The following is a 23,593-nucleotide window of genomic DNA, read 5'->3' on the forward strand; positions in this document are numbered from 1 at the left end:
CGAACCGATACATTAAGCGATGCTCACGCAAAGCACAACGAGCAAAGCCGATTTTTTTGTGAGAACATGATGCACCGTATTATTTTGTCGTTTATCTCCTTTTTGCAGTGAAATCTCTATGGATATTTATCTGGTGGGCGGCGCAGTGCGCGACAAGCGGCTCGGTTACCCCTACTCGGAAAAAGACTGGGTCGTGGTGGGCGCGCGCCCGGAGGACCTGCAGGCTCAGGGCTTTACGCCCGTGGGCAAGGATTTCCCGGTGTTTCTCCATCCGCAGACGGGAGAGGAGTACGCCCTGGCGCGCACCGAGCGAAAAACCGCACCCGGCTATACCGGTTTTCAGTTTCACACCGCCCCCGATGTCACTCTGGAGCAGGACCTGGCCCGGCGGGACCTGACCATCAATGCCATGGCGGAGAACGAGCGCGGCGAATTGGTGGACCCCTACGGCGGCGCCCGGGATCTGGAGGCACGTCTGCTCCGGCATGTCTCTCCGGCGTTCAGCGAAGATCCGGTCCGCATTTTACGCGTTGCCCGATTTGCGGCGCGCTATCACCATCTGGGTTTTACCGTTGCGGAGGACACCCTGGCGCTGATGCGCGACATGGTCGCCAGTGGCGAGGTGGATCACCTGGTGCCCGAGCGGGTCTGGAAAGAAATGGAACGGGCTCTGGGGGAGCGGGACCCGCAGGTCTTTATTCAGTGCCTGCGCGACTGCGGCGCGCTCGCCCGGGTACTGCCGGAAGTGGATGCCCTGTTCGGTGTCCCCCAGCGTCCGGAGCATCATCCGGAGGTGGATACCGGCGTGCACTGCCTGATGGTGCTGGAGCAGGCGGCAAAACTGACCGGAGACACACGGGTCCGTTTTGCCGCTCTGATTCACGATCTCGGCAAGGGCGTGACGCCGAAGGAAGAGTGGCCCCGACACATCGGTCACGAGCAGCGCAGCCTACCCCTGGTAGATACCCTGTGCGAGCGCATCACCGCACCGAAAGACTACCGCCGCCTGGCCCGATTGGGGGCGGAATATCACACCCACAGTCATCGGGCGCTGGAATTGAAACCGGCGACGATACTGAAGTTGCTCAGGGCGGCGGATGCCTTTCGCAAACCGGCGCAGTTCGAGCAATTCCTGCTCTGCTGTGAGGCCGACGCCCGGGGGCGTACCGGTTTTGAAGACAGGGATTACCCTCAGGCCGATTACCTGCGCGGTGCCCTGAAGGCCTGCCAGGCGATCGACAATCGCGAGATTGCGGCCCAGGGGCACACCGGGAAAGCCTTTGGTGAAGCGTTGGATCGAGAGCGGTTGGCACGGCTTTCGGAGTTCAAAGCGAGCCGCGCGTCCTGACAGGTGTTGTCGGATTACGCGCGTTGCGCTCCGAAACGTCGGACCGATCCGACCTCTCATAACTCAGTCAAGTCCCTTTATTTAATCATTTTACCTGCCTGTTGGGCACACGAGTCTGCTGGCATTGCCTGAGTCGTTGACGCACATGCCGGTGGTACTCGTGTGTTTAGCCTGTGTGCCAGCTCGAAGGCCTCCCGGATGAACGTCCATGGGGTCAACCGAACCTCTCGCATCGGATGTCCGCCTGGCGGCATCAACTCAGTTACCTTGGGTATCGCGTTCCATGGATCATCCCGCGGGCTGCCTCTTGACTACTTAGGAGCCTCAAGACTGGGCTAGAGGTCGGATCGAAGGTCAGCCCGAAGGAAGACTCGTTGCCAGCGTGTTACGGCTGGATTAACTCATTGCTCGCTCCTGTTGCTCGTCTCTGTTCGTCCTCATCGGTCGACTCGGTGGTGCTTATGCCACTTCGGCCCGGGGTGGCTCGGCAAAGAGCTTGGCCGGATCGAACCGCTTGCCTTGAGCCACATGCCACAGCGCCTTGGCCAGCTTGCGCATCAGCGCGATGATCAGTTTGCCCTTGGGGCCTCGGTGTCGGGCCAGCTTGGCGTCATACCAGGCTCTGGCCGGGCCTGATTGACGTATCAGGCGAAGGGCGGCGAAGTACAGGTAGTGGCGCACCACCCCGGGCCCTCGCTTGGTCAGCTTCAGCTGCCCTTTGTGTTTGCCGCTGGAGCGCTCTTTGAGGTTCAGCCCCGCCGCTTTCAGATAGCTGGCCGCACGCGGGTAGTCATTGGCCGAACCCAGGGCACAGTAAAGCACCACCGCGCTGTTATGGCCCAGTGCCTCGGCCATCCAGGCCAGCTCCCGGGTGTGCTCGACGTGCTCGGACAGCGCTCGCTCCAGCTCGCGGGACTGCGCCCGTGTGTCCAGCATCTCCTGGGCCAGGGCCCGGATGAGTTCGTGTTCGGTCTCGACCACCGGCACGCCCAAGGTCGTGGCGGCACTGCGCAGCAGGCCTTCGCGCTTGGACGTCTTAAGCATGTGCCCACCGACTCGGCGCAGCAGTCGGTCCGCCTGCTCCGGCTGTGCCGTCACCCGAACCGGGTCGCCGTACTCGGCCAGCAGGTGCAGCAAGCTGGCGCTCTGCAATGTCAGCCAGCACAGCGCCTCCGGCCAGTGCCGGGCCAACAACGCTTCGAGCCGATTCAGTGCCCGCTGGTGGCGCTCCTGTACCTGCTCCAGCCGATTCAGTAAGGCTCGCAGAGCTCGACGCGCTTCACTCGGCTCGCGCCAGCGCTGACTGATGCCATCCAGGTGCAGCCGGCCGATCAGGTAAGCCGCCTTGGCGTCGTGCAGGCTCGGGACCCCGTCATACACTTCAGCGGCGTCGTGCACCCGCTTGGGGCTGACCCGGTAGATTTCGGCACCCAGAGCTCTCAACTGGTAGCGCAAGGCGTCGCCATAGGTACCGGTCGGCTCCATGACCGCCTCCAGGCGCTGAGCCTTGAGGTTCGCCAGTTCCCGCAGCAGGGCCGGGCTCTGTTGCGGATGCTCCCAGCGGATGGTCTTCAGAACCGTCCGGTCCGGCTTCATCAGCGCCACGTAGAAGTCCTTCTTGGCCACATCAATCGCCAGAATCAACCGCTCGCCCGCCGTCTGCTCACGCAGTTGATCCCAGTTCACCTTCTGGAAATTTTGGGCACGATAGTTATACTTGCGCATAAGGGGACACCTCCAATGCTCTCGGTTCTTCGCACCTTGCTGTTACAGCAAGTTACCGAGTTATGAGGGTCCCCTTTCTTTTTTCTACCTTATAACTGACTACACGGCTAGGGGGTTTGCTGGGCCTGCCATAGAGCGGCCTCATTGAGAGCTGCGGCATCTCTCAATTGCAGCTCGCCAGTCTGCGGGTCCACGGCCAGGTACTGATCATCGCGCCAGCGGTTGCGCCAGCGAACCGAATCCCCCTCGCGCTCGGGAAACCATTGGGCGCTCAGCCAACCCGGTTCGATCGCCCCGACCATCGGCTGCGCCTGCTCGGCATGAAGGTAATGATCCGTCCCCGCCAAGCGAATCCGGTAATAGCTCGGGCCCTCGGGCTCCAATTGCCAGGACGCGGCCGAAGGATCTTGCGTACCGTCCTCGCCCAAGGGTTGATCGACACCGACGTTGTGCAGAACCAACGCTTCACCCACGGGTGCGAAAAAGCCCGTGCACTCGTCCATCCGGGCAATCCAGTCTTCAATCAACGCAATGCCATGGTCATCCAGTACATGGCTGCCCAGAGGCGGCATCCGGTTGGCATCGTTGACGGCCAACCGCTGCCACAACACGGATCGCTCCGGTTCGCCCGGCACCAGCAGGCGCGCGTTTTCGATGCCCAGATCACTTTGCATCGGTGCCACATCACACAGATTCATGGCCTCAGGCAACGTATCGAAGCGCAGATCCATGTTGGCCTGACTGGTCCCCCCGGGACGGTGGCAGTTGGCGCAGTTGCTGTGCAGGTAAGCCCGGGCTCGCAGGTCGAGCGGATACGACGCATCCCGGCTGTCCACCAGGGGGTTGGCTCTCTGCCGTTGAGTCAGCGGCTCGGTCAACACTCCGATGGCCGCCAGCGTGTCCAGTTGATTGGCCGTGGTCCCGGCGTAGTCGAACTCGGTATTGAGCTGACGAACCTCCAACCCGAGACTGTCACCCGCCGCGCTGGTATGGCACTGGGAGCACTCGGCGCTGCTCGGGTAGTGCCATAACCGGTCCTGCACCTCGACATCCTCCGCCTCGGTTACCCGACGTGCGTCGGTGCCCGTGCCGGTCCAGCGGTAACTGTGCCCGACCCACCCGGTCACGGGCTGGTTGAGCATCAGCCGCGTTTCGATCAGCTCGTCGTGCCGATAGAACTGCTTGACCAATACCGACCCCACCGGCAGATCAAAATCCCCCGTCTCATCCACATCAATGGTGGTGTCGTTGGGCAGCGCCAGATAGCGGGTTTTATCCGCACCATCGGACCAGAACGGCTCCGTGACGTCATAGGGAATCAACCCCTCGCCCGGCTGGGCCGGGTTATCGGGATGCATACAACCGGTTTCCGACAACCACTCCGGCACCGGTTGCTGGTCAGCGTCCGGCGCCGCCCGGACCAACCGTGACACCTGGCCGCCCTGATAGTCCACCAGCAGCAGCTCGCCATTGAGTTCCTCCCCGAAGGACACCACCGAGCCACCGGTATCGAGCAGTTGACGGCGTTCAAGATCCCCCTCGGGGGTAGTGAACAGGCCCCAGAGCAGACCCGAGGCAAAATCGCTGAACAGGTACACCCCGTATAAATCGTCGAGCTGCTCGCCGCGATAGACATACCCTCCGGTTACCGACCGGCCATCCCCCCGCTGGTAGGAAAACACCGGCGCCTCAAAACCGCTGGTATCGGAGCAGGACTGCATGACGTCGGCGCCCTCCAGGCAGGGCCAGCCATAATTGGCCCCGTTGACGATCCGGTTGATCTCTTCGGTCCGACCCTGCCCGACGTCACCGGCCCAGAGTTCGCCGGTCTCCCGGTCAAAACTCCACTGCCAGGGGTTACGCAGGCCATAGGCAAACACTTCGGGCAGACCACCCTCTACTTGGTTGCCCGGTGCCGGCGCTCCCTCATCGGTGAGCCGCAGCAGGGTACCAAAGGGGTTGGAGGGATTCTGGGCATTGCGGTTGGGATCGCCGCCCGGCCCACCGTCACCAAAGCTGACGTAAAGATAGTTGTCCGGGCCAAAGGCGAGTCGGCCATTGTTGTGGATTTCGGTGGTCTGCTCGACATGATAGATATCGGTACGCTCCAGCTCCCCAGGCCCGGATTCAACCAGGCTCAGCCCGTCATCGTCCGAACGGAACCGGGCGACATAGGACTCCGGTGCAACCTCAAACGCGTCGCCACCCTCGGTCAATGACACATAGACAAAGCCGTTCTGCTCAAAGTCCGGATGGAAGGCCATGCTGAACAGGCCGCACTCAAAACAGTGAATGGGCTCAAACTGGACATCGCTGTAGTCCCGCAGGTCCACAAACGGTGCCGGCGTGGGGTCTGCCCCGGACAGGTCCAACCGCCAGATGGTGCCTCGCTGTTCCAGCACATAAAGCACCTGCTCGTGACTCGGGTGGCTGACCACGCCGACGGGGGCGGTGAAGGTGCCTTCAGGCACCAGCGGCTTCAGGGCCACCGTCGAGCGCTGGGTAAACCGGGTGGCCAGACAGGTCTGATTATCCGGCCGCTCGCTCAGGCCCGATGGTCCCGAAGGTTCATGATCGCTCTGTTCGCTACCGCAGGCGACCAGCAGCAGTGCGAGCACAACGCTCAACCCAATGTGATGACGGCGGTGAAGCTGTACCATGAACGCACTCCGGACCGGTTATTATTGGCCTATTCATCGTTTAATCGCCTACCAGCGTACTACGTCGAACATGCTAATCACAGATTCAAGAGGACTTTATGACTACTGAGGCCCCTGTCGCCCTACTGACCGGTGCGGCCCGCCGCATTGGCGCGGTTACCGCAAAAACCCTGCACGCCTACGGCTATCGGGTCATCATCCACTACCGCGGTTCAAAGGAAGCGGCCGAGTCGCTGTGCGATGAACTCAACGCGCTTCGCCCCGACAGCGCCGTGGCTCTACAGGCGGATTTGAGTCAGTTGAAGGACATCCGGCGACTGGCCGACATGGCACTGAAAAGGTGGGGACGCATCGACGCACTCATTAACAACGCCTCCAGCTTTTACCCAACCCCACTGGGAGAAGCCAGCGAAGATCAGTGGAACGACCTGATGAGCAGCAACCTGAAAGCCCCCTTCTTTCTCGCCCAGGCTCTGGCGGACGCGTTGAAAGAAACAGAGGGTGCCATTATTACCCTGGCCGACATCCAGGCCGACCGGCCACTGAAAAACCATCCCATCTATTGTGCCGCGAAAGCGGGCAACGTCATGCTCACCAAATCACTGGCCCGGGAACTGGCGCCGGAGGTCCGCGTCAATGGCATCGCCCCCGGCGCAATTCTGTGGCCGGAGCAGGAAGCCGAACTGGATGACAGCGGCAAAGCGAGCATCCTCGACCGGGTCCCGCTGAATCGTCCCGGCGACCCCCGGGATATTGCCGATACCATCCTTTTTCTTTTAACCAGGGCGCCCTATATAACCGGACAGATTATCGCCGTGGACGGTGGTCGCTCGGTGAGTTAAAACAAGCGGTTTAACTCACTTTTCTTGCGCTGGATCAATTGAAAAATCGTAAAAAGGACCAATATAAATAACGCAACAGAGATTGGCTCTGGAACTTCAAAGGAGGTGTTCTTATGAACCTGATACCACGTAGTTCATTATTTGACATTGACAGCTTGTTCGATAATTTCTGGGCACCGCTCTCCAGCAGCAGTGGCTCAATGAGTGCGGAGACTTTTTCGCCCAGAGTGGATGTGACCGAAAAGAAGGATCACTACGAGTTGACCGCCGAATTACCCGGCGTGGATAAAAAAGATATTGACGTGACCCTGGACAATGGCATGCTGACCATCAGCGCCGAGTCCCGGTTTGAAAACAAGGAAGAAAAGGATGGACGCGTCATCCGTCAGGAGAGACGCTATGGCAGGTACACTCGTAGCTTCAACCTGGGAACGGACGTCAAGGAAAAGGACATCAAAGCAGAGTTCAAGAACGGCGTGCTGAAACTGAACGTGCCCAAAGTGGAGCAAAAGACGCCAGTCAGCCATCGCATCGAAATTCATTGATGGCCAGAGGCTGCCCCCTTGAAAACCGGGCCTAGTTGCCCGGTTTTTTCTGTTCGGAAGAAATGTCCCCGGACGCCCCGCGCAAGAGCGAAATGAGTGTCGCACAGATCAGGAACATCAGCGCCAACAGCATCGCCTGACTGAAGGTGCGCAGCAGTGGCTCGGACAGCGTCTCGTTCAATGGCTGGTTGCCCAGGTTCCAGTAAACAAACAGGTTCACCAGACTCATCCCCACCAGATTCCCCACCACACGGGCGAGATTGAGCGTTGCCGCCGCGACGCCCACTTCACTGGAATGCGCCGACTGCATCACCACATGGTTATTCGGACTGGAGAAACAACCGAAGCCCAGCCCCACCAGAAACAGAGCCAGGACAATGAAGCCCGGGGCCGTGGCGACGCCCAGGGTACTCAACAACCCGTACCCGCAAAGCGTACAGAAACAGCCGGCACTGGCCAGCCAGCGGGCGGGCAGATAATCCGACAGGCGTCCGGCCAACGGCGCCACACAGGCCATGGTCAGCGCCTGCACCAGCAGAACATGACCGGCATCCGCCGCGCTGTAGCCGCGCACATATTGCAGATACAGACTGAGCAGAAACCCGAGTGGGTAACTGCTGGCGTACATGAACAGCGCCGTGATCAGTGAAAAGGAAAACAGGCGTGACTCGCGAAACATCTGCACGCGAATGAGCGGTTGCTCGCGGCGAGCCTGTCGGCGAATAAAAATCGCGAGCAGCACAAACGAAAAGGCCAGCACCGCACTCTGCCATACCCCGGGCAAGCCGGTCAGACCGATCACCAGCGCTATGGCCCAGAGCGCGAAAGTCAGGGCGCCGCCCCAATCAAACCGGTTGTCGCGCTCGCCGAACCAGTCCCCGGAGACCCGCCAGGCAATCAGTGACACCACCAGCACCACAATCGGCAAGGGCAGCAGAAAGACAAACCGCCAGCCCCAGGCATCGGTCACCCAGCCACCCAATGCCGGCGCCAGGGTCAAACCGAAGTACACGCAGGCGGCGTTGAGGCCCAAGGGTAAACCGCGCTTCTCCGGCGGAAATACCGAAATCAGCAGGGCCATACTGGTGGCGAACATCATCGCCGCCCCCATCCCCTGGAAGAAGCGCAGCACCAGTACCATTTCAATGGAGTTGACGAAAAACGCGAGCGCACTGGCCGTGCTGTTCAAGCCGATACCCCAGAGAAACACGCGCTTCCGGCCCACCTTGTCCGCCAGCTTGCCGGCCGGGAGCATGAAGATGATGTTGGCGATCAACACAATGGTGGGCACCCAACTGACCAGCACCGCACTGGCGTTCAGCTCCCGGGCCATGGTGGGTAAGGCCACATTGACCGAGGCCATTCCCAGAGGCGCGACAAAGGCCCCCAGGCACACAGCGATCAACACCCACCAGGGAGATACTGGTGCGGCGGATTGCGGCTCGTTCACAGGCAACTCCCATGCAAAGGGCAACCGCTGCCCGGCGTCGAGCGTATCGGGCAGGCGTGAAAAATCAGGTCAGGGCGCAGCGCGAGACACGGTCCTCCCCCGCCAGGTGAAATCCACCGGCCAGAGGTTTTGGCGCTGCTTATCGTAGTTGGCCCAGAGCCGGGCGAAGGTCTCGCCGGTTTCCGGGTGCACACGCTCCGGGGCGATTTCCGCCATGGGCCAGAGTACAAAAGCGTTCCTGGTCAGCTCATCCCGGGGCAACTGGACCCCCGCCTCCTCACCCACAAAGTCGCCGTAAGTGAGAATGTCGATATCCAGGGTCCGGGAGCTGAATTTGGGCCCGGAACGACAACGACCGTTGTCATCCTCAATCTGTTTGAGCCGGTCGGACAGCTCGGCGATGGGCTGATCGGTATCCACGCCAACCACCAGGTTGAGGAAGTTGCTGCCATCAAAACCCACCGCTTCGCTCTCAAAGACCGACGAGATGATCAACTCGCCGAAGTGCTCCGCCAGCGCATCCAGCGCGGCGGAGATGTGTCGATAGCGGTCAATATTGCTGCCCAGACTGAGGTACACCTCGGTCATGCCGGTTTTTCCCCTCGTTCGATAATCAGGCCCACATCCCGGGCGCCACGCAGAGCGCCCGGCTTGCTGAGTCGCAGACGGACCCAGGGCACATTGAACTCGTCACGCACAATGGCCGCCACCTCTTCGGCGAGCGCCTCGACCAGTTGCGCATCCCGGTTTTCCAGATAGGCGATCAGCCGCTTGGAGACGGCTTTGTAGTTCAGCGCATAGTGTATGTCGTCGGTTTCGGCCGCTCGGCGAATATCCGCCGCCATCTCCAGATCCAGGCTGATGGTCTGCCGCACTTCCCGTTCCCAGTCGTAGATACCGATGATGGTATCCACCTGCAAATCTCTGATGTAAACAATATCCATTCTACGTCCTCGTTAGGCGCTCAGCGGCGGCAGACTGTCCAGCGGCCAGCGGGCGCGCACATTCACCGCCAACGACTCGGCCTGGCCGGCGAGCAGGCGCTGGCAGCCGGCATAGGCGATCATCGCCCCATTGTCCGTGCAGAACTCGTTCCGGGCATAAAACACCCGGGCGCCAATTTTCGCCAGCGCCGCTTCCAGCTCCTCACGCAGGCGCGTATTGGCCGACACCCCGCCGGCGATCACCAGTGTCTTCTGCCCGGTCTGTTCCAGCGCGCGCCGACACTTGATCACCAGGGTGCCGACCACCGCCTCCTGAAACGCATGGGCGATATCGGCACAGGTCTGCTCGTCCGGCAGGCCATCGGCCCGGGCGTGCTCCGCCACCGTGTTGAGCGTATAGGTTTTCAGTCCACTGAAACTGAAGTCCAGGCCCGGTCGGTCGACCATGGGCCGGGGAAAGGTAAAGCGCCCCGCCCGGCCCCGCTCGGCTAGTTTGGCGATATGGGGCCCACCCGGGTAGTCCAGATCCAGCATTTTGGCGGCCTTGTCGAATGCCTCCCCGGCGGCGTCGTCGAGCGACTCCCCCAGCAGGCGGTATTCGCCAATGCCCCGGACTTGTACGAGCTGAGTATGCCCTCCGGACACCAGCAGGGCGATAAAAGGAAACTCGGGCGGATTGTCTTCCAGCATGGGGGCCAGCAGATGCCCCTCCATATGATGGACGCCCAACGCGGGAATCCCCCATCCGTAGGCCAGCGAGCGCCCCACCGAGGCGCCCACCATCAGCGCGCCAATCAGCCCCGGGCCAGCGGTATAGGCCAACGCATCGATCTGCCCGGGCGAGGTGTCGGCCTCGGCCATCACCTGACGGATCAGCGGCAGCAACTTGCGCACATGATCCCGGGACGCCAGCTCGGGCACCACTCCGCCGTATTCGGCGTGCACCGCAATCTGGCTGAACAGGGCGTGACTGAGCAGGCCCCGCTCGCTGTCGTACAGCGCCAGGCCGGTTTCGTCACAGGAGGTTTCAATACCCAAAACGCGCATAGAGAGCCTTCTAACTCGTCGAGGAGGACCAACGGGAAAAACGAGCGCGTATCATATAGACCTGAGGCCGCAAGAACCAGTTGCAGTGCTGCCCATAACTGGTTAGAATCCACGCCCCTCGGATCCCGAAGCCACATTTTGCTCGCTTTCGGGGTGAATTAATTGAGTAAAGGTAACAGCATGCCTTCAGTAAAGATCAAAGACAACGAGCCGTTTGACGTTGCGCTGCGTCGCTTCAAGCGCTCCTGTGAAAAAGCCGGCATCCTGGCCGAAGTTCGCAGCCGCGAAGCCTACGAGAAGCCCACCGCTGTCCGTAAGCGCAAGGCCGCTGCCGCTGTGAAGCGTCACGCCAAGAAAGTTCAGCGCGAAAACCGCAAGTTCCAGCGCCTGTACTAAGGCCGGAACCCGGCCGGGCGCCTCGCGCCGGGCCCGCGTTGACTGGCACACGCCACAAGCGCTGAAGACAAGACAAACAGGAATACGCTGATGCCCCGTTCAGAATTGCAAACGCGCATCAACGACGCCCTGAAAACCGCCATGCGGGCCAGAGAGAAGGCCCGCGTGGCGGTTTTGCGTCTGGTGACCGCGGAATTCAAACGCATTGAGGTCGATGAACGCATCGAGCTCGACGATGCCCGTGTGCTGGCCGTTCTGGACAAGATGGTCAAGCAGCGCCGGGACTCCGAACAGCAATACCGGGACGCCGGTCGCGCCGAACTGGCCGATCAGGAGCGCCTGGAGATCGACGTGATCCAGGAATTCCTGCCCCAACCCCTGTCCGACGCCGAGCTGGACCAACTGGTGGCCGATGCCATCGCCCAGACCGGTGCCGAGGGCATGAAGGATATGGGCAAGGTCATGGGTACCCTCAAGCCCCAGGTGCAGGGGCGGGCCGATATGGCGGATGTGAGCAAGCGGTTGAAGGCGAAGTTGGGTTAAGCGTCGCGGTTCTTTACGGCGGATGCGCTTCGCTTATCCGCCCTACGGCCGAGCGCAGCGGTATAAACCCGCGTAGGGCGGATAAAGGCGAAGCCCGCATCCGCCTTTACCCACACTAAAATCCCGCTCCCCCACCCAAATTCCCCGCTACAATAAGGCACTATGGCCGGACTGATTCCACAAAGCTTTATTGACGAGCTCCTCGACCGGGTTGACCTGGTGGAGATCGTGGATCATCGCGTCAAACTCAAGAAAACCGGCAAAAACTTCAGCGCCTGCTGCCCTTTCCACGACGAAAAGACCCCTTCGTTCACGGTCAGTCAGGACAAGCAGTTCTACTACTGCTTCGGCTGCGGTGCCAGCGGTAATGCCGTGGGCTTTCTCATGGACTACGAGCGGCTCGGCTTCCCCGAGGCCGTCGAGCAGCTCGCGCACCACTGCGGCCTGGAAGTCCCCCGCGAAGAGCAGAGCCCGGCCCAGAAAGAGAAGGCCCAGGAGCGCAAAAGCATCTACAGCCTGCTGGAGCAGGCCGATCGCTATTATCGACTGCAACTGCGCCAGCACCCCAAGCGCCTGGAGGCGGTGGACTACCTCAAGCGCCGGGGTCTGGACGGGCACATTGCCCGGGACTACGGCATTGGCTACGCCCCTCCGGGCTGGGACAACCTGCTGAAAACCCTCGGCATCGGCGAGCAGGAACGCCACCTGTTGACCGAAGGCGGCATGCTGATCCACCAGCCGGATCAGAACAAGCGTTACGACCGCTTCCGTCACCGCATCATGTTCCCCATCCGGGACCTGCGCGGGCGGGTGATCGGCTTTGGCGGCCGGGTGCTGGGCGACGACAAACCCAAGTACCTGAACTCCCCGGAAACCCCGGTTTTTCACAAAGGCCGCGAACTGTATGGCCTGTACGAAGCCCGCCAGGCCTATCGTGAACTGCCCCGCCTGCTGGTGGTGGAAGGCTATATGGACGTGGTGGCCCTGGCCCAGTTTGGCATCCGCTACGGCGTGGCCACCCTGGGCACCGCCTGCGGCGAGGATCACCTGGCCCTGGCGTTCAAGCACACCCGGGAAGTGGTGTTCTGCTTTGACGGGGACAAGGCCGGACGCAGCGCCGCCGAGCGCGCCCTGGCGGCCGCCCTGCCGGTGATGGAGGATGGCCGTCAGGTCAAGTTCCTGTTCCTGCCCGAGGGCGAGGACCCGGACACCCTGGTGCGCCAGATCGGAGCCGAGAAGTTCAGCAACATGGTGGACATGGCGGTCCCGCTGGAGGACTACCTGTTCGATGCGCTCAGCGCCGACCTGAATCCCCGCAGCCTGGAGGGCCGGGCGCTGCTCAGCAAACGCGCCGCGCCGCTATTGCACCAACTGCCGAGGGGCGTCTTCCGCGAACTGATGTTCGACCGCCTGGCCCAGCGCACCGGCCTGAACCGGGACACCCTGATGGAGCTGGTGCACGAGCCGGTCGTCATTCAGGCCGAACCGGCCCGCACGCCGGCAGCGCCTGTCGATATAGCGCCGTCGGACGACCGGCCACCGCCCCCGGATTACGAGGAGCCGCCGGCCCACACTCAGGACCCGGGCCCCACGGGGGAAGAGTATTTTGACAGCCCCGCGCCGGAGGCAATCGCCGCCCCGGCGGCGCCACCGAGCCTGTCCGGTAAACGCTACCTGATGCCCCCGGCGCGCAAGGCCATCGGCCTGCTGCTGGCCAACCCGGCACTGGCCGCGGAAGAGCCCCCGGAATTCTGGCTCGAACACAACGAGCCGGAGTTGCGGTCGCTCGGGCAGTTGCTAAAGTTATTGCGCGAACGGCCGCATTACCAGCTGCCCCACATTATCGGCCACTGGCGCGGCGTGTACGGCGCGAAAGAAGCGGAACAGCTGGCGGCGATCGCCGGTCAGGACCTGCTGGTGGCCGCCGGCGCCCACGGCGCCAACCGGGCCATCAAGCCCTCCCGGGCCGATTACGACACCCGGGTGGCGTTCTGCGACTGCCTGAAGGGCATTCACCGCCAGTTGGCGGAACAGCAAAAAGCCGAAGCACTCAGCCAACTGCGCCAAAAAAGCAGCGATTTTGCTGGATTAAGCCGCGAAGAGCGCGAAGCACTGGTAAAAGCGGCTCTGGCGCACAAAACTCCACACTAAAACCGGGCGCGGGCGTTGATTTTATGGAATCAGGCCCAAGATATGCGATATAATCCCGCGCTTTTCTTCCACACCTCAGGTTCGACAGGGTTCCGAATGGCAGACACCGCTCAACAGCAGCAACAATCTCGCATCAAAGAGCTGATCGCCCGCGGCAAAGAGCAGGGCTATCTCACCTATGCCGAGGTGAACGACCATCTTCCGGAGGACATTTCCGATCCGGATCAGGTGGAAGACATCATCCAGATGATCAATGACATGGGCATCCGTGTCTACGAGATCGCACCGGATGCCGACACCCTGTTGATGACCGACGGCGATGCCTCGGCGGACGAAATTGCCGCCGCCGAAGCCGCCGCCGCGCTCGCCGCAGTGGAAACCGAAGCGGGCCGCACCACCGACCCGGTGCGCATGTACATGCGCGAAATGGGGACCGTGGAGCTGCTGACCCGCGAGGGTGAAATCGCCATCGCCAAGCGCATCGAAGAGGGTGTGCGCGAGCTGATGTACTCGCTGGCCTACTGGCCCGGCGCGGCGCAGCGCGTCCTCGACGAATTCAAGCTGGTGGAGCAGGAAGAGCGTCGCCTGCCGGATGTCATCATCGGCTGGCTCGACCCCTCCGACGACATCCCGTCCGTCACCGCCACCTCCAGCCAGCAGGCCGCCGCGGCCGCTGAAAAAAAGGAGAAAGGCAAAGACAAGAACGATGATGACGATGACGACGACAACGATCAGTCCGACGAGGAAGAAACCACGTCAGGTGTCGACCCGGAAGAGGCCCGGCAACGGTTTGAAGCGCTGGCCAAGCAACTGACCAAAGCCGAGAAGGCGGTCAGCAAGCACGGTCGCGACAGCAAGCAGGCCCAGAAAGAGCTGGCCGACCTCGGTGAGCTGTTCAAGTTCTTCAAGCTGCCGCCACGCCAGTTCGACCCGATCTACAGCGAAGCGCGCACCGTACTGGATCGCGTGCGTCAGGAAGAGCGCGCCATCATGAGAATGTGCGTCCGCCAGTCCCGCATGCCCCGGAAAACCTTCATGAAGGAATTCCCGGGTAATGAGACCAATGAAGACTGGATCCCGGGCATCATCAAGAAAAAGCGTGACTACTCCGACGCGCTCAAGTCCGTGGAAGGCGACATCGCCCGCGCCCAGCGCAAGCTGGCGCAGCTGGAGGAAGAGGCCGGACTGACACTGGCCCAGATCAAGGAGATCAACCGCCGCATGTCCATCGGCGAGGCCCGTGCGCGCCGCGCCAAGAAAGAAATGGTCGAGGCCAACCTGCGTCTGGTGATCTCCATTGCCAAGAAGTACACCAACCGCGGCCTGCAGTTCCTGGACCTGATCCAGGAGGGCAACATCGGCCTGATGAAGGCCGTGGACAAGTTCGAGTACCGTCGCGGTTACAAGTTCTCCACCTACGCCACCTGGTGGATCCGGCAGGCCATCACCCGCTCCATCGCCGACCAGGCCCGCACCATCCGTATTCCGGTGCACATGATTGAGACCATCAACAAGCTCAACCGTGTGTCCCGCCAGATGCTGCAGGAAATGGGCCGTGAGCCCACCCCGGAAGAACTGGGTGAGCGCATGGAAATGCCGGAAGACAAGGTCCGCAAGGTGCTCAAAATCGCCAAAGAGCCGATCTCCATGGAGACGCCCATCGGTGATGATGAAGACTCGCACCTGGGTGACTTTATCGAGGACAACACCATTGTCTCGCCGGTGGATTCCGCCACCACGGAAGGCCTGACCGAGGCGACCCGCGAGGTGTTGGCCGGTCTGACCGCCCGGGAAGCGAAGGTGTTGCGGATGCGTTTCGGTATCGATATGAACACCGACCATACGCTGGAAGAGGTAGGCAAGCAGTTTGACGTGACCCGCGAGCGGATCCGCCAGATCGAAGCCAAGGCCCTGCGCAAGCTCCGCCACCCGTCCCGCTCGGACCACCTGCGCAGTTTCCTGGACGAGTAAAACGTAAAGAGCACGTTTGTCTTGGAATCTGCGTTGGGTTACGGCGGATGCGCCTCCGGCTTATCCGCCCTCTCATAACTCAGTCAAGTCCCTTTATTTAATCATTTTACCTGCCTGTTGGGCACACGAGTCTGCTGGCATTGCCTGAGTCGTTGACGCACATGCCGGTGGTACTCGTGTGTTTAGCCTGTGTGCCAGCTCGAAGGCCTCCCGGATGAACGTCCATGGGGTCAACCGAACCTCTCGCATCGGATGTCCGCCTGGCGGCATCAACTCAGTTACCTTGGGTATCGCGTTCCATGGATCATCCCGCGGGCTGCCTCTTGACTACTTAGGAGCCTCAAGACTGGGCTAGAGGTCGGATCGAAGGTCAGCCCGAAGGAAGACTCGTTGCCAGCGTGTTACGGCTGGATTAACTCATTGCTCGCTCCTGTTGCTCGTCTCTGTTCGTCCTCATCGGTCGACTCGGTGGTGCTTATGCCACTTCGGCCCGGGGTGGCTCGGCAAAGAGCTTGGCCGGATCGAACCGCTTGCCTTGAGCCACATGCCACAGCGCCTTGGCCAGCTTGCGCATCAGCGCGATGATCAGTTTGCCCTTGGGGCCTCGGTGTCGGGCCAGCTTGGCGTCATACCAGGCTCTGGCCGGGCCTGATTGACGTATCAGGCGAAGGGCGGCGAAGTACAGGTAGTGGCGCACCACCCCGGGCCCTCGCTTGGTCAGCTTCAGCTGCCCTTTGTGTTTGCCGCTGGAGCGCTCTTTGAGGTTCAGCCCCGCCGCTTTCAGATAGCTGGCCGCACGCGGGTAGTCATTGGCCGAACCCAGGGCACAGTAAAGCACCACCGCGCTGTTATGGCCCAGTGCCTCGGCCATCCAGGCCAGCTCCCGGGTGTGCTCGACGTGCTCGGACAGCGCTCGCTCCAGCTCGCGGGACTGCGCCCGTGTGTCCAGCATCTCCTGGGCCAGGGCCCGGATGAGTTCGTGTTCGGTCTCGACCACCGGCACGCCCAAGGTCGTGGCGGCACTGCGCAGCAGGCCTTCGCGCTTGGACGTCTTAAGCATGTGCCCACCGACTCGGCGCAGCAGTCGGTCCGCCTGCTCCGGCTGTGCCGTCACCCGAACCGGGTCGCCGTACTCGGCCAGCAGGTGCAGCAAGCTGGCGCTCTGCAATGTCAGCCAGCACAGCGCCTCCGGCCAGTGCCGGGCCAACAACGCTTCGAGCCGATTCAGTGCCCGCTGGTGGCGCTCCTGTACCTGCTCCAGCCGATTCAGTAAGGCTCGCAGAGCTCGACGCGCTTCACTCGGCTCGCGCCAGCGCTGACTGATGCCATCCAGGTGCAGCCGGCCGATCAGGTAAGCCGCCTTGGCGTCGTGCAGGCTCGGGACCCCGTCATACACTTCAGCGGCGTCGTGCACCCGCTTGGGGCTGACCCGGTAGATTTCGGCACCCAGAGCTCTCAACTGGTAGCGCAAGGCGTCGCCATAGGTACCGGTCGGCTCCATGACCGCCTCCAGGCGCTGAGCCTTGAGGTTCGCCAGTTCCCGCAGCAGGGCCGGGCTCTGTTGCGGATGCTCCCAGCGGATGGTCTTCAGAACCGTCCGGTCCGGCTTCATCAGCGCCACGTAGAAGTCCTTCTTGGCCACATCAATCGCCAGAATCAACCGCTCGCCCGCCGTCTGCTCACGCAGTTGATCCCAGTTCACCTTCTGGAAATTTTGGGCACGATAGTTATACTTGCGCATAAGGGGACACCTCCAATGCTCTCGGTTCTTCGCACCTTGCTGTTACAGCAAGTTACCGAGTTATGAGGGTCCCCTTTCTTTTTTCTACCTTATAACTGACTACTCGAGTTTGTACCGCTGCGCTCGGCCGTAGGGCGGATAAGGCCAAAGCCCGCATCGCCGTAACCACACTCGAATAACGCACTGAACAAAAAAGGGACTCAACCATGAACAGCAAAATGGAAACAAGAGCGTTTATCTGGCTATTGTTGCTGGTCTCGGTGGGTTTTCTGTGGGTGCTCAAGCCCTTCTTTGGCCCCATCTTCTGGGCCTGTGCCGTCGCCATCATCTTCTATCCCGTACAACAGCGACTGCTCAACAAATTCAACCAGCGCGAAAACATCACCGCCCTCATCACCCTGCTGCTCTGCCTGGTCATCGTCATCCTGCCGGTGATCTTCATCATCACCTCCGTGGTCGCCGAGGGCGTCAGCATCTACCAGAAGCTGGATGAGGGTGACATCGATATCGAACAATACATCGACCGGGTCCAGGAAAGCTTCCCGGTCATCCAGTCCGTGCTCGACCGCTTCAACATCAGTATTGATGAACTGCAGAGCCACGCAACCGACGCGGCCATGGCCACGGGCAAATTCCTCGCGCAACACACCCTCGATATCGGGCAGAATGCCTTCCGCTTCGTGCTCAACATCTGCCTGATGGTGTATCTCACCTTCTTCATGCTGCGCGACGGCTCGCGGCTGCTCGAGCTGCTGATCAAAGCCCTGCCCATTGGCGATGAGCGCGAACGGCTGCTGTTCAACAAGTTCGCGGAAGTGACCCGGGCCACGGTGAAAGGCAATATCGTGGTGGCCGCAGTTCAGGGGGCCCTCGGGGGCATCATCTTCTGGCTGCTGGGCATTCCCGCCCCCATGCTCTGGGGCGTGGTCATGGCCTTTGCCTCCCTGATTCCCGCCGTGGGCGCTGCCATCATCTGGGCGCCGGTCGCCATCTACCTGCTCGCCACCGGCGATTACACCCAGGGGCTGATTCTCATCGCCTTCGGGGCCGGCGTGATTGGTCTGGTGGATAACATTCTTCGCCCCATCCTGGTGGGCCGGGACACCAAGCTGCCCGACTACGTCGTGCTGCTCTCCACCCTCGGGGGTATCGCCCTGTTCGGGATCAACGGTTTCGTCATGGGGCCCCTGGTAGCGGCCCTGTTTGTGGCCTTCTGGGGTATTTTCGTGCGCGAATTCAACTCCGAGAACACCCTGACCGGCGCCGACCGGGACTCGCTCGAGCACCAGAGCTAAGCCAACTCGCTGTGGTACACTCCCCCGCTTTCTGACCGGGCGCACTCCTTGAGAAATGCGCCCTTCACGCCTGCCAGACCGGATCGATTATGTGGTTTAAAAATCTACGCCTGTTTCAACTGACCGAACCCCTGAATGACAGCGCCGAAGCGCTCTCGGACAAGCTCAGCCAAGCGCCTTTCAAGCCTTGCGGAAGCCAGGATATGAGCCGTTTCGGCTGGGTACCGCCCGCCGGCCCAGACGCCCAGGACTACGTGCACGCCAGCAACGGCTACCTGATGGTATGCCTGAAGCGGCAGGAAAAAATCCTGCCTGCAGCGGTGATCAACGAGCATCTGGAAGAAAAGCTTGCGGACATCCGCGCCGAGGAAGGCCGCCCGGTGGGCCGCAAAGAGCGCCAGACCCTGAAAGACGAAATCATCTTCGACCTGCTCCCCAAGGCGTTCAGCAAGTCCGCCCGGGACTACGCCTTCATCGCCCCCCAGGAGCGTCTGATCCTGGTCAACTGCTCCTCCAGCAACCGCGCCGAAGAGCTGCTGAGCCAGTTGCGTGAAGCCCTGGGCAGCCTCAAAGCCATTCCCCTGACCCCGCAGCAGGCACCGGCCCAGTTGATGACCCACTGGCTGCGCGGCGAAGACCTGCCCACCGACTTTGTGTTGGGTGAAGAGTGCGAATTCCAGGCGGGCAAAGACAGCCGGCTGGTGCGTTGCAAGAACGTGGACCTGAGCGCGCCGGAAGTGGCCAGCCACCTGGAAGCCGGCATGTTCGCCAGCAAACTGGCGCTGACCTGGAAAGAGGCGATCCATTTTGTGTTGGACGACCAGTTCGCGGTCAAGCGGTTGAAGTTCGAGGACAAGCTGCTGGAGCAGGCCAGCGATCGCAACCCGGAGACGGCTGCGGAAGCGTTTGATGCGGATTTTGCGGTGATGAGTATCGAGTTGACGGCGTTGGTGAAGGCGTTGATTCAGGCCTTTGGCGGGGCGGTGGAGCCGGAGTCGGTGGTTTAGGGTTGGTTTTTTGGTGGATGACCACTACAACCGGCGGACGAAAATATCCACGTCGGACTGGCTGACTCTGGCCTCTCCGCCCGGCTGCCAGCCGCGTTTCTGGTAAAAGTCCTGCTGATTGTCGGTAAACAGCCACAACTCCGTTTCACCCTGCTCATGGGCGTAGCGGCAGGCTTTATCCACCAACACACTGCCCAACCCCTCCCCTCGTAATGCCTCGGGCACATACAGATTGCTGAGCCATAACCGCTGCTCCCCGCCCGCGCTGGCCTGATAGCGGACCAGACTGACACTACCCAGAACCTCAGTCCCTTTACGGGCAATCAGCGTCACCGGAATGGCTTCACGGGTGAGGTGGCGGTGCAACTGCTCAGCGCGGCGTTCCAGCGAGGATGTCAGACCGCGGGCCAGACAGTGCTCGTGGTGCCAGTGAGCGATGGCGTCGATAAAACCGCTGAGCCCAGCCGTGGAGGGCGTCAGCGGTTCAATCACCAAAGAGGTGGGGACCGCCACGTCAGCCAATGGCGGGAAAGCGGTCGATTGGGGTGTGGCCGTTTCGGCCATATCGGCGCTTATTGTCCCGACGCCAGCAGTTCGTCAACCACGCCCACGGCTTCCCCGTGGGCCTGTTTGTCGGCATGGTAGCTGGAGCGCACCAGCGGGCCGCAGGCCGCGTGCTTGAAGCCCAGTTCATGGGCGATACGGGTGTATTCGGCGAACTCGTCCGGATGGACAAAACGATCCACCGGCAGGTGATCCCGGGACGGCTGTAGATACTGGCCGATGGTCAGCATATCGATATCGTGCTCGCGCATATCCTTGAGCACCTCGATGATCTCCTCTTTGGTTTCCCCCAGGCCGACCATCAAACCGGATTTGGTGAGTACATCCGGGCGACGCTTCTTGTACTCCTGGAGCAGCTTCAGGGACCACTTGTAGTTGGCCCCGGGGCGCGCCTGGCGATACAGCCGGGGCACCGTTTCCAGATTGTGGTTGAACACATCCGGCGCTTCCTGCTCGAGAATATCCAGGGCAATGTCCATCCGGCCCCGGAAATCCGGGGTAAGAATTTCCACCTGCAGATTCGGGCTGTGCACGCGGGACTCGCGGATGCAGTCGGCAAAGTGCTGGGCACCGCCATCGCGCAGGTCATCCCGGTCCACCGAGGTGATCACCACGTACTTCAGGCGCATCTCGGCAATGGCCTTGGCCAGGTGCGCGGGCTCCTCTTCATCCAGCGGGTTGGGCTTGCCGTGGCCCACATCGCAGAAAGGACAGCGGCGGGTGCAGATCTCGCCCATGATCATGAAGGTGGCGGTGCCGCCACTGAAACACTCGCCCAGGTTGGGGCAGTTGGCCTCTTCACACACCGAGGAGAGGTTGTTCTTGCGCAGGATCTGCTTGATCCGATCCACTTCCGGCGAAGCGGGTACCCGCACCCGAATCCAGTCCGGCTTGCGCTGCACCTCATCGGAGGCAATCACTTTCACCGGAATGCGCTCGACCTTGTCCGCATCGCGCAGCTTTTCACCCTGACGCAGGCGACGGGTGCGTTTGACGGGCTGTATTTCGGGGGTATCGGTCATGAAACTCTCTCGTCTCTCTATCTCTCGGCTCCGGGTAGAGCCGAGCGGCAAGTGCCTGAATGCTGTACGTACGGCCTTGTGGGCCTCCGCGATCAGCGCGGTGGGCCGGGCATTGTACACGAATAGCCTATTTTCTGTACAAAGTGCTCGACCAGGCGATCCTTGACCTCCGCCATATCCGGCGCCGTGGTCAATTGATCCGCCAATTGGGTCATCTGCAGCCCCTGATAGCCGCAGGGATTGATGCGCCGAAACGGCTCCAGATCCATGGCCACGTTCAGGGCCAGGCCGTGAAAACTGCAGCCCCGGCGCACCCGCAATCCCAGAGACGCCACCTTGTCACCGGCGATATACACCCCCGGCGCATCGGGCCGGGGGTAGGCTTCAACGCCGTAACTGGCCAGCAGGCCCACCAGGGTCTCTTCCAGCGCGGTGACCAGGTCCCGCACCCCCATGCCCAGGCGGCGCAAGTCCAGCAGCGGGTAGGCCACCAGCTGGCCGGGGCCGTGGTAGGTCACCTGCCCGCCCCGGTCGGTCTGTACCACGGGAATATCCCCCGGCAGCAGCAGGTGCTCGGGCTTGCCCGCCTGTCCCTGGGTGAATACCGGGGGGTGTTCCACCAGCCAGAGCTGATCCTGGGTTTCCGCATCGCGCTCGTCGGTGAAAGCGCGCATGGCCTGCCAGACGGCGTCGTAGGGCCGACGACCGAGGTCGCTGACCTGCAGCGTCAGGGAATGCGGCGCGACAGCGGGCTTCACCGGCTCAAAGCACCATTTTGGTCACGGAGCTGGCCACCAGCTCCTGGTGAATGGTCTTCAACTGCTGCTCACCGGTGGCGGTAATCCAGACCGTCAGAGACTGGTAGGTACCATTGCGGCTGTCCTTGATCTTGATGCGCGTCTGGTCAAAACCCGGGGCGTGGCGCTCCATCACCTCGATAACCAGCTCGTGCAGCTCGCTACCCGCATCACCGAGTACCTTGATGGGGTAATCCTCGCAGGGGAACTCGATTTTGGGGGCGTCAGGGTTGGAAGCGGACATGGGACCGGCGTGCCTCTCGAATAGCTTAAAACGCCGGCATTATAACAGGTGTGAGGGGGCTATGTCCGGGCCTCCCCCAAAGGGGGCAAGGCCCGGACAAGGCGGGGTATTACCCGAAGATCTTGAGGAAAAACAGCTTGATCGCGTCGATCAGGCGCTGGAAGAAGCCCGCTTCCTCCACCGGCTCCAGGGCCACCAGGGGCACGTCCACCAGGCGCTCACCGTTGAGATCAATGGTCAGATTACCCAGCTCGTCGCCTGCGGCAATGGGGGCCTTGATGGTTTCATCGATATGCATCTGGGCTTCCAGGGCATCCTCTGCACCGCGGGGGATGGTCAGGCGGATGTCCTCGGCCACGCCCAGCACCACTTCCTCCTGCTGACCGTACCAGACGCGGTTACGCTGCAGTTCATCGCCCGCATCGTAGATAGACTGGGTCTGATAATAGCGGAAGCCGTAGGCCAGGAGCTTTTCGGTTTCAGCGGCCCGGGCATCTTCACTGCGAGTGCCCATCACCACGGAAATCAGGCGCATATCCCGCCGCACCGCCGAGGCCACCAGGCAGTAGCCCGCCTCTTCGGTGTGGCCGGTTTTCAGGCCGTCTACCGTCTCATCGCGGAACAGCAGGCGGTTGCGGTTGGCCTGATTGATGCCGTTGTAGGAAAAGTACTTCTCGCTGTACATGGCGTAGTGATCGGGGTGATCCTTGATCACCGCCCGGGCCAGAATGGCCATATCACGGGCGGTGGTAAGGTGCCCCTCGGCGGGCCAGCCGGTGGAGTTTTCGAAATGTGTGTTGGTCATGCCCAGCTTGGCGGCGGTCTGGTTCATGATGTCCACAAACCCTTCTTCGCTGCCTGCCACATGCTCTGCCAGGGCAATGCTGGCGTCGTTACCGGACTGGATGATGACGCCGCGCTTGAGGTCCTCCAGGCGCACCTGGGTACCCTCGCGAACAAACATTTTCGAGCCGCCTTTGCGCCAGGCCTTGACGCTGATGTTGACCATATCGTCTTCACTGATACGACCCTGCTCGATTTCCTCCGAGACGATGTAGCTGGTCATCATCTTGGTCAGGCTCGCCGGCGGCAGCACCATATCCGCCTCGTGCTCCACCAGGATCGTACCGGTATCGGCATCCATCAGCAGATAGGCGCTGGCCGCGAGGCTCGGGGGAGCGGGAATAATGACCTGCTGTGCCTGCACGGCCAGAGTCAACAACATCAAGACGGTAGCGGAGAAAAGTTTTCGCATCATCATGTAAAACCGTTTTTTAAAAGAAAAGATCCTTATCGCACAG

At 61.4% G+C, this 23,593-nt stretch carries 21 protein-coding genes; 9 read left to right on the forward strand and 12 right to left on the reverse strand.

Translation table 11 applies throughout. The annotated features are described in order from the left end of the window. Window positions 1–118: 118 nt before the first annotated feature. On the forward strand, window positions 119–1,348 hold the full coding sequence (locus OOT55_RS09465; protein WP_265365637.1) for a multifunctional CCA addition/repair protein: 1,230 nt from the start codon (window positions 119–121) through the stop codon (window positions 1,346–1,348). A 459-nt stretch (window positions 1,349–1,807) separates the two neighbouring features. Here OOT55_RS09465 and OOT55_RS09470 read toward each other — a convergent pair whose 3' ends face one another. Further along, complete coding sequence (locus OOT55_RS09470) at window positions 1,808–3,073, reverse strand: IS110 family transposase (protein WP_265365638.1); 1,266 nt, start codon at window positions 3,071–3,073, stop codon at window positions 1,808–1,810. A gap of 107 nt (window positions 3,074–3,180) precedes the next feature. Beyond that, a complete protein-coding gene (locus tag OOT55_RS09475; protein ID WP_265365639.1) occupies window positions 3,181–5,733 on the reverse strand; it encodes a PQQ-dependent sugar dehydrogenase in 2,553 nt (850 codons plus the stop codon). Window positions 5,734–5,831: 98 nt separating this feature from the next. On the opposite strand from OOT55_RS09475, the gene OOT55_RS09480 reads away from it, so the two are divergent. After that, entirely contained in the window at window positions 5,832–6,575 is a 744-nt protein-coding gene (locus OOT55_RS09480) for a pteridine reductase (RefSeq protein WP_265365640.1), read from the forward strand. Between the two features lie 113 nt (window positions 6,576–6,688). Beyond that, on the forward strand, window positions 6,689–7,120 hold the full coding sequence (locus tag OOT55_RS09485) for an Hsp20/alpha crystallin family protein (protein ID WP_265365641.1): 432 nt from the start codon (window positions 6,689–6,691) through the stop codon (window positions 7,118–7,120). Window positions 7,121–7,151: 31 nt separating this feature from the next. On the opposite strand, the gene OOT55_RS09490 is transcribed toward OOT55_RS09485, so the two are convergent. From OOT55_RS09490 to tsaD, 4 genes are all read right to left on the reverse strand, one after another. Further along, complete coding sequence (locus OOT55_RS09490; RefSeq protein WP_265365642.1) at window positions 7,152–8,570, reverse strand: MFS transporter; 1,419 nt, start codon at window positions 8,568–8,570, stop codon at window positions 7,152–7,154. Window positions 8,571–8,639: 69 nt separating this feature from the next. Beyond that, window positions 8,640–9,158, reverse strand: coding sequence for a 2-amino-4-hydroxy-6-hydroxymethyldihydropteridine diphosphokinase (folK, locus tag OOT55_RS09495; RefSeq protein WP_265365643.1), 519 nt, complete (start codon window positions 9,156–9,158; stop codon window positions 8,640–8,642). Further along, window positions 9,155–9,514 carry a dihydroneopterin aldolase gene (gene folB, locus OOT55_RS09500; RefSeq protein ID WP_265365644.1) on the reverse strand — a complete coding sequence of 120 codons (360 nt, stop codon included), beginning with the start codon at window positions 9,512–9,514 and terminating at the stop codon, window positions 9,155–9,157. The genes folK and folB overlap by 4 nt, the downstream gene beginning before the upstream one ends. A gap of 12 nt (window positions 9,515–9,526) precedes the next feature. Beyond that, on the reverse strand, window positions 9,527–10,561 hold the full coding sequence (tsaD, locus tag OOT55_RS09505; protein ID WP_265365645.1) for a tRNA (adenosine(37)-N6)-threonylcarbamoyltransferase complex transferase subunit TsaD: 1,035 nt from the start codon (window positions 10,559–10,561) through the stop codon (window positions 9,527–9,529). 180 nt (window positions 10,562–10,741) lie between these two features. Between tsaD and rpsU the strand changes: the two genes are divergently transcribed. The 4 genes from rpsU (at window position 10,742) to rpoD (ending at window position 15,622) form a co-directional block, all read left to right on the forward strand. After that, complete coding sequence (rpsU, locus tag OOT55_RS09510; RefSeq protein ID WP_024460997.1) at window positions 10,742–10,957, forward strand: 30S ribosomal protein S21; 216 nt, start codon at window positions 10,742–10,744, stop codon at window positions 10,955–10,957. Between the two features lie 90 nt (window positions 10,958–11,047). After that, on the forward strand, window positions 11,048–11,500 hold the full coding sequence (locus OOT55_RS09515; protein WP_265365646.1) for a GatB/YqeY domain-containing protein: 453 nt from the start codon (window positions 11,048–11,050) through the stop codon (window positions 11,498–11,500). A gap of 162 nt (window positions 11,501–11,662) precedes the next feature. Beyond that, complete coding sequence (gene dnaG / locus OOT55_RS09520) at window positions 11,663–13,651, forward strand: DNA primase (RefSeq protein ID WP_265365647.1); 1,989 nt, start codon at window positions 11,663–11,665, stop codon at window positions 13,649–13,651. A gap of 96 nt (window positions 13,652–13,747) precedes the next feature. Continuing rightward, complete coding sequence (rpoD, locus tag OOT55_RS09525; RefSeq protein WP_265365648.1) at window positions 13,748–15,622, forward strand: RNA polymerase sigma factor RpoD; 1,875 nt, start codon at window positions 13,748–13,750, stop codon at window positions 15,620–15,622. 475 nt (window positions 15,623–16,097) lie between these two features. Here rpoD and OOT55_RS09530 read toward each other — a convergent pair whose 3' ends face one another. Further along, complete coding sequence (locus OOT55_RS09530) at window positions 16,098–17,363, reverse strand: IS110 family transposase (RefSeq protein ID WP_265365638.1); 1,266 nt, start codon at window positions 17,361–17,363, stop codon at window positions 16,098–16,100. A gap of 206 nt (window positions 17,364–17,569) precedes the next feature. Here OOT55_RS09530 and OOT55_RS09535 point away from each other — a divergent pair, with 206 nt between their 5' ends. Together OOT55_RS09535 and rdgC are read left to right on the forward strand one after the other, a co-directional pair. Beyond that, the gene (locus OOT55_RS09535; RefSeq protein WP_265365649.1) at window positions 17,570–18,658 is read left to right on the forward strand and encodes an AI-2E family transporter; all 1,089 of its coding nucleotides are present in this window, start codon (window positions 17,570–17,572) and stop codon (window positions 18,656–18,658) included. Window positions 18,659–18,747: 89 nt separating this feature from the next. Further along, window positions 18,748–19,665 (forward strand): recombination-associated protein RdgC, encoded by a 918-nt coding sequence (rdgC, locus tag OOT55_RS09540; RefSeq protein WP_265365650.1) that lies wholly within the window; start codon window positions 18,748–18,750, stop codon window positions 19,663–19,665. A 24-nt stretch (window positions 19,666–19,689) separates the two neighbouring features. Here rdgC and OOT55_RS09545 read toward each other — a convergent pair whose 3' ends face one another. The 5 genes from OOT55_RS09545 to OOT55_RS09565 all read right to left on the reverse strand — a co-directional run bounded on the left by OOT55_RS09545 (window position 19,690) and on the right by OOT55_RS09565 (window position 23,586). Then, a complete protein-coding gene (locus OOT55_RS09545) occupies window positions 19,690–20,229 on the reverse strand; it encodes a GNAT family N-acetyltransferase (protein WP_265365651.1) in 540 nt (179 codons plus the stop codon). 8 nt (window positions 20,230–20,237) lie between these two features. Beyond that, window positions 20,238–21,251 (reverse strand): lipoyl synthase, encoded by a 1,014-nt coding sequence (gene lipA, locus OOT55_RS09550; RefSeq protein ID WP_265365652.1) that lies wholly within the window; start codon window positions 21,249–21,251, stop codon window positions 20,238–20,240. A gap of 92 nt (window positions 21,252–21,343) precedes the next feature. Further along, window positions 21,344–22,009 carry a lipoyl(octanoyl) transferase LipB gene (gene lipB, locus OOT55_RS09555; RefSeq protein WP_416140953.1) on the reverse strand — a complete coding sequence of 222 codons (666 nt, stop codon included), beginning with the start codon at window positions 22,007–22,009 and terminating at the stop codon, window positions 21,344–21,346. A 4-nt stretch (window positions 22,010–22,013) separates the two neighbouring features. Continuing rightward, complete coding sequence (locus OOT55_RS09560; protein WP_024461006.1) at window positions 22,014–22,292, reverse strand: YbeD family protein; 279 nt, start codon at window positions 22,290–22,292, stop codon at window positions 22,014–22,016. A gap of 109 nt (window positions 22,293–22,401) precedes the next feature. Then, a complete protein-coding gene (locus OOT55_RS09565) occupies window positions 22,402–23,586 on the reverse strand; it encodes a D-alanyl-D-alanine carboxypeptidase family protein (protein WP_416141003.1) in 1,185 nt (394 codons plus the stop codon). Window positions 23,587–23,593: the final 7 nt, after the last annotated feature.

The organism is Marinimicrobium sp. C6131, assembly GCF_026153455.1.
Lineage (GTDB): Bacteria > Pseudomonadota > Gammaproteobacteria > Pseudomonadales > Cellvibrionaceae > Marinimicrobium.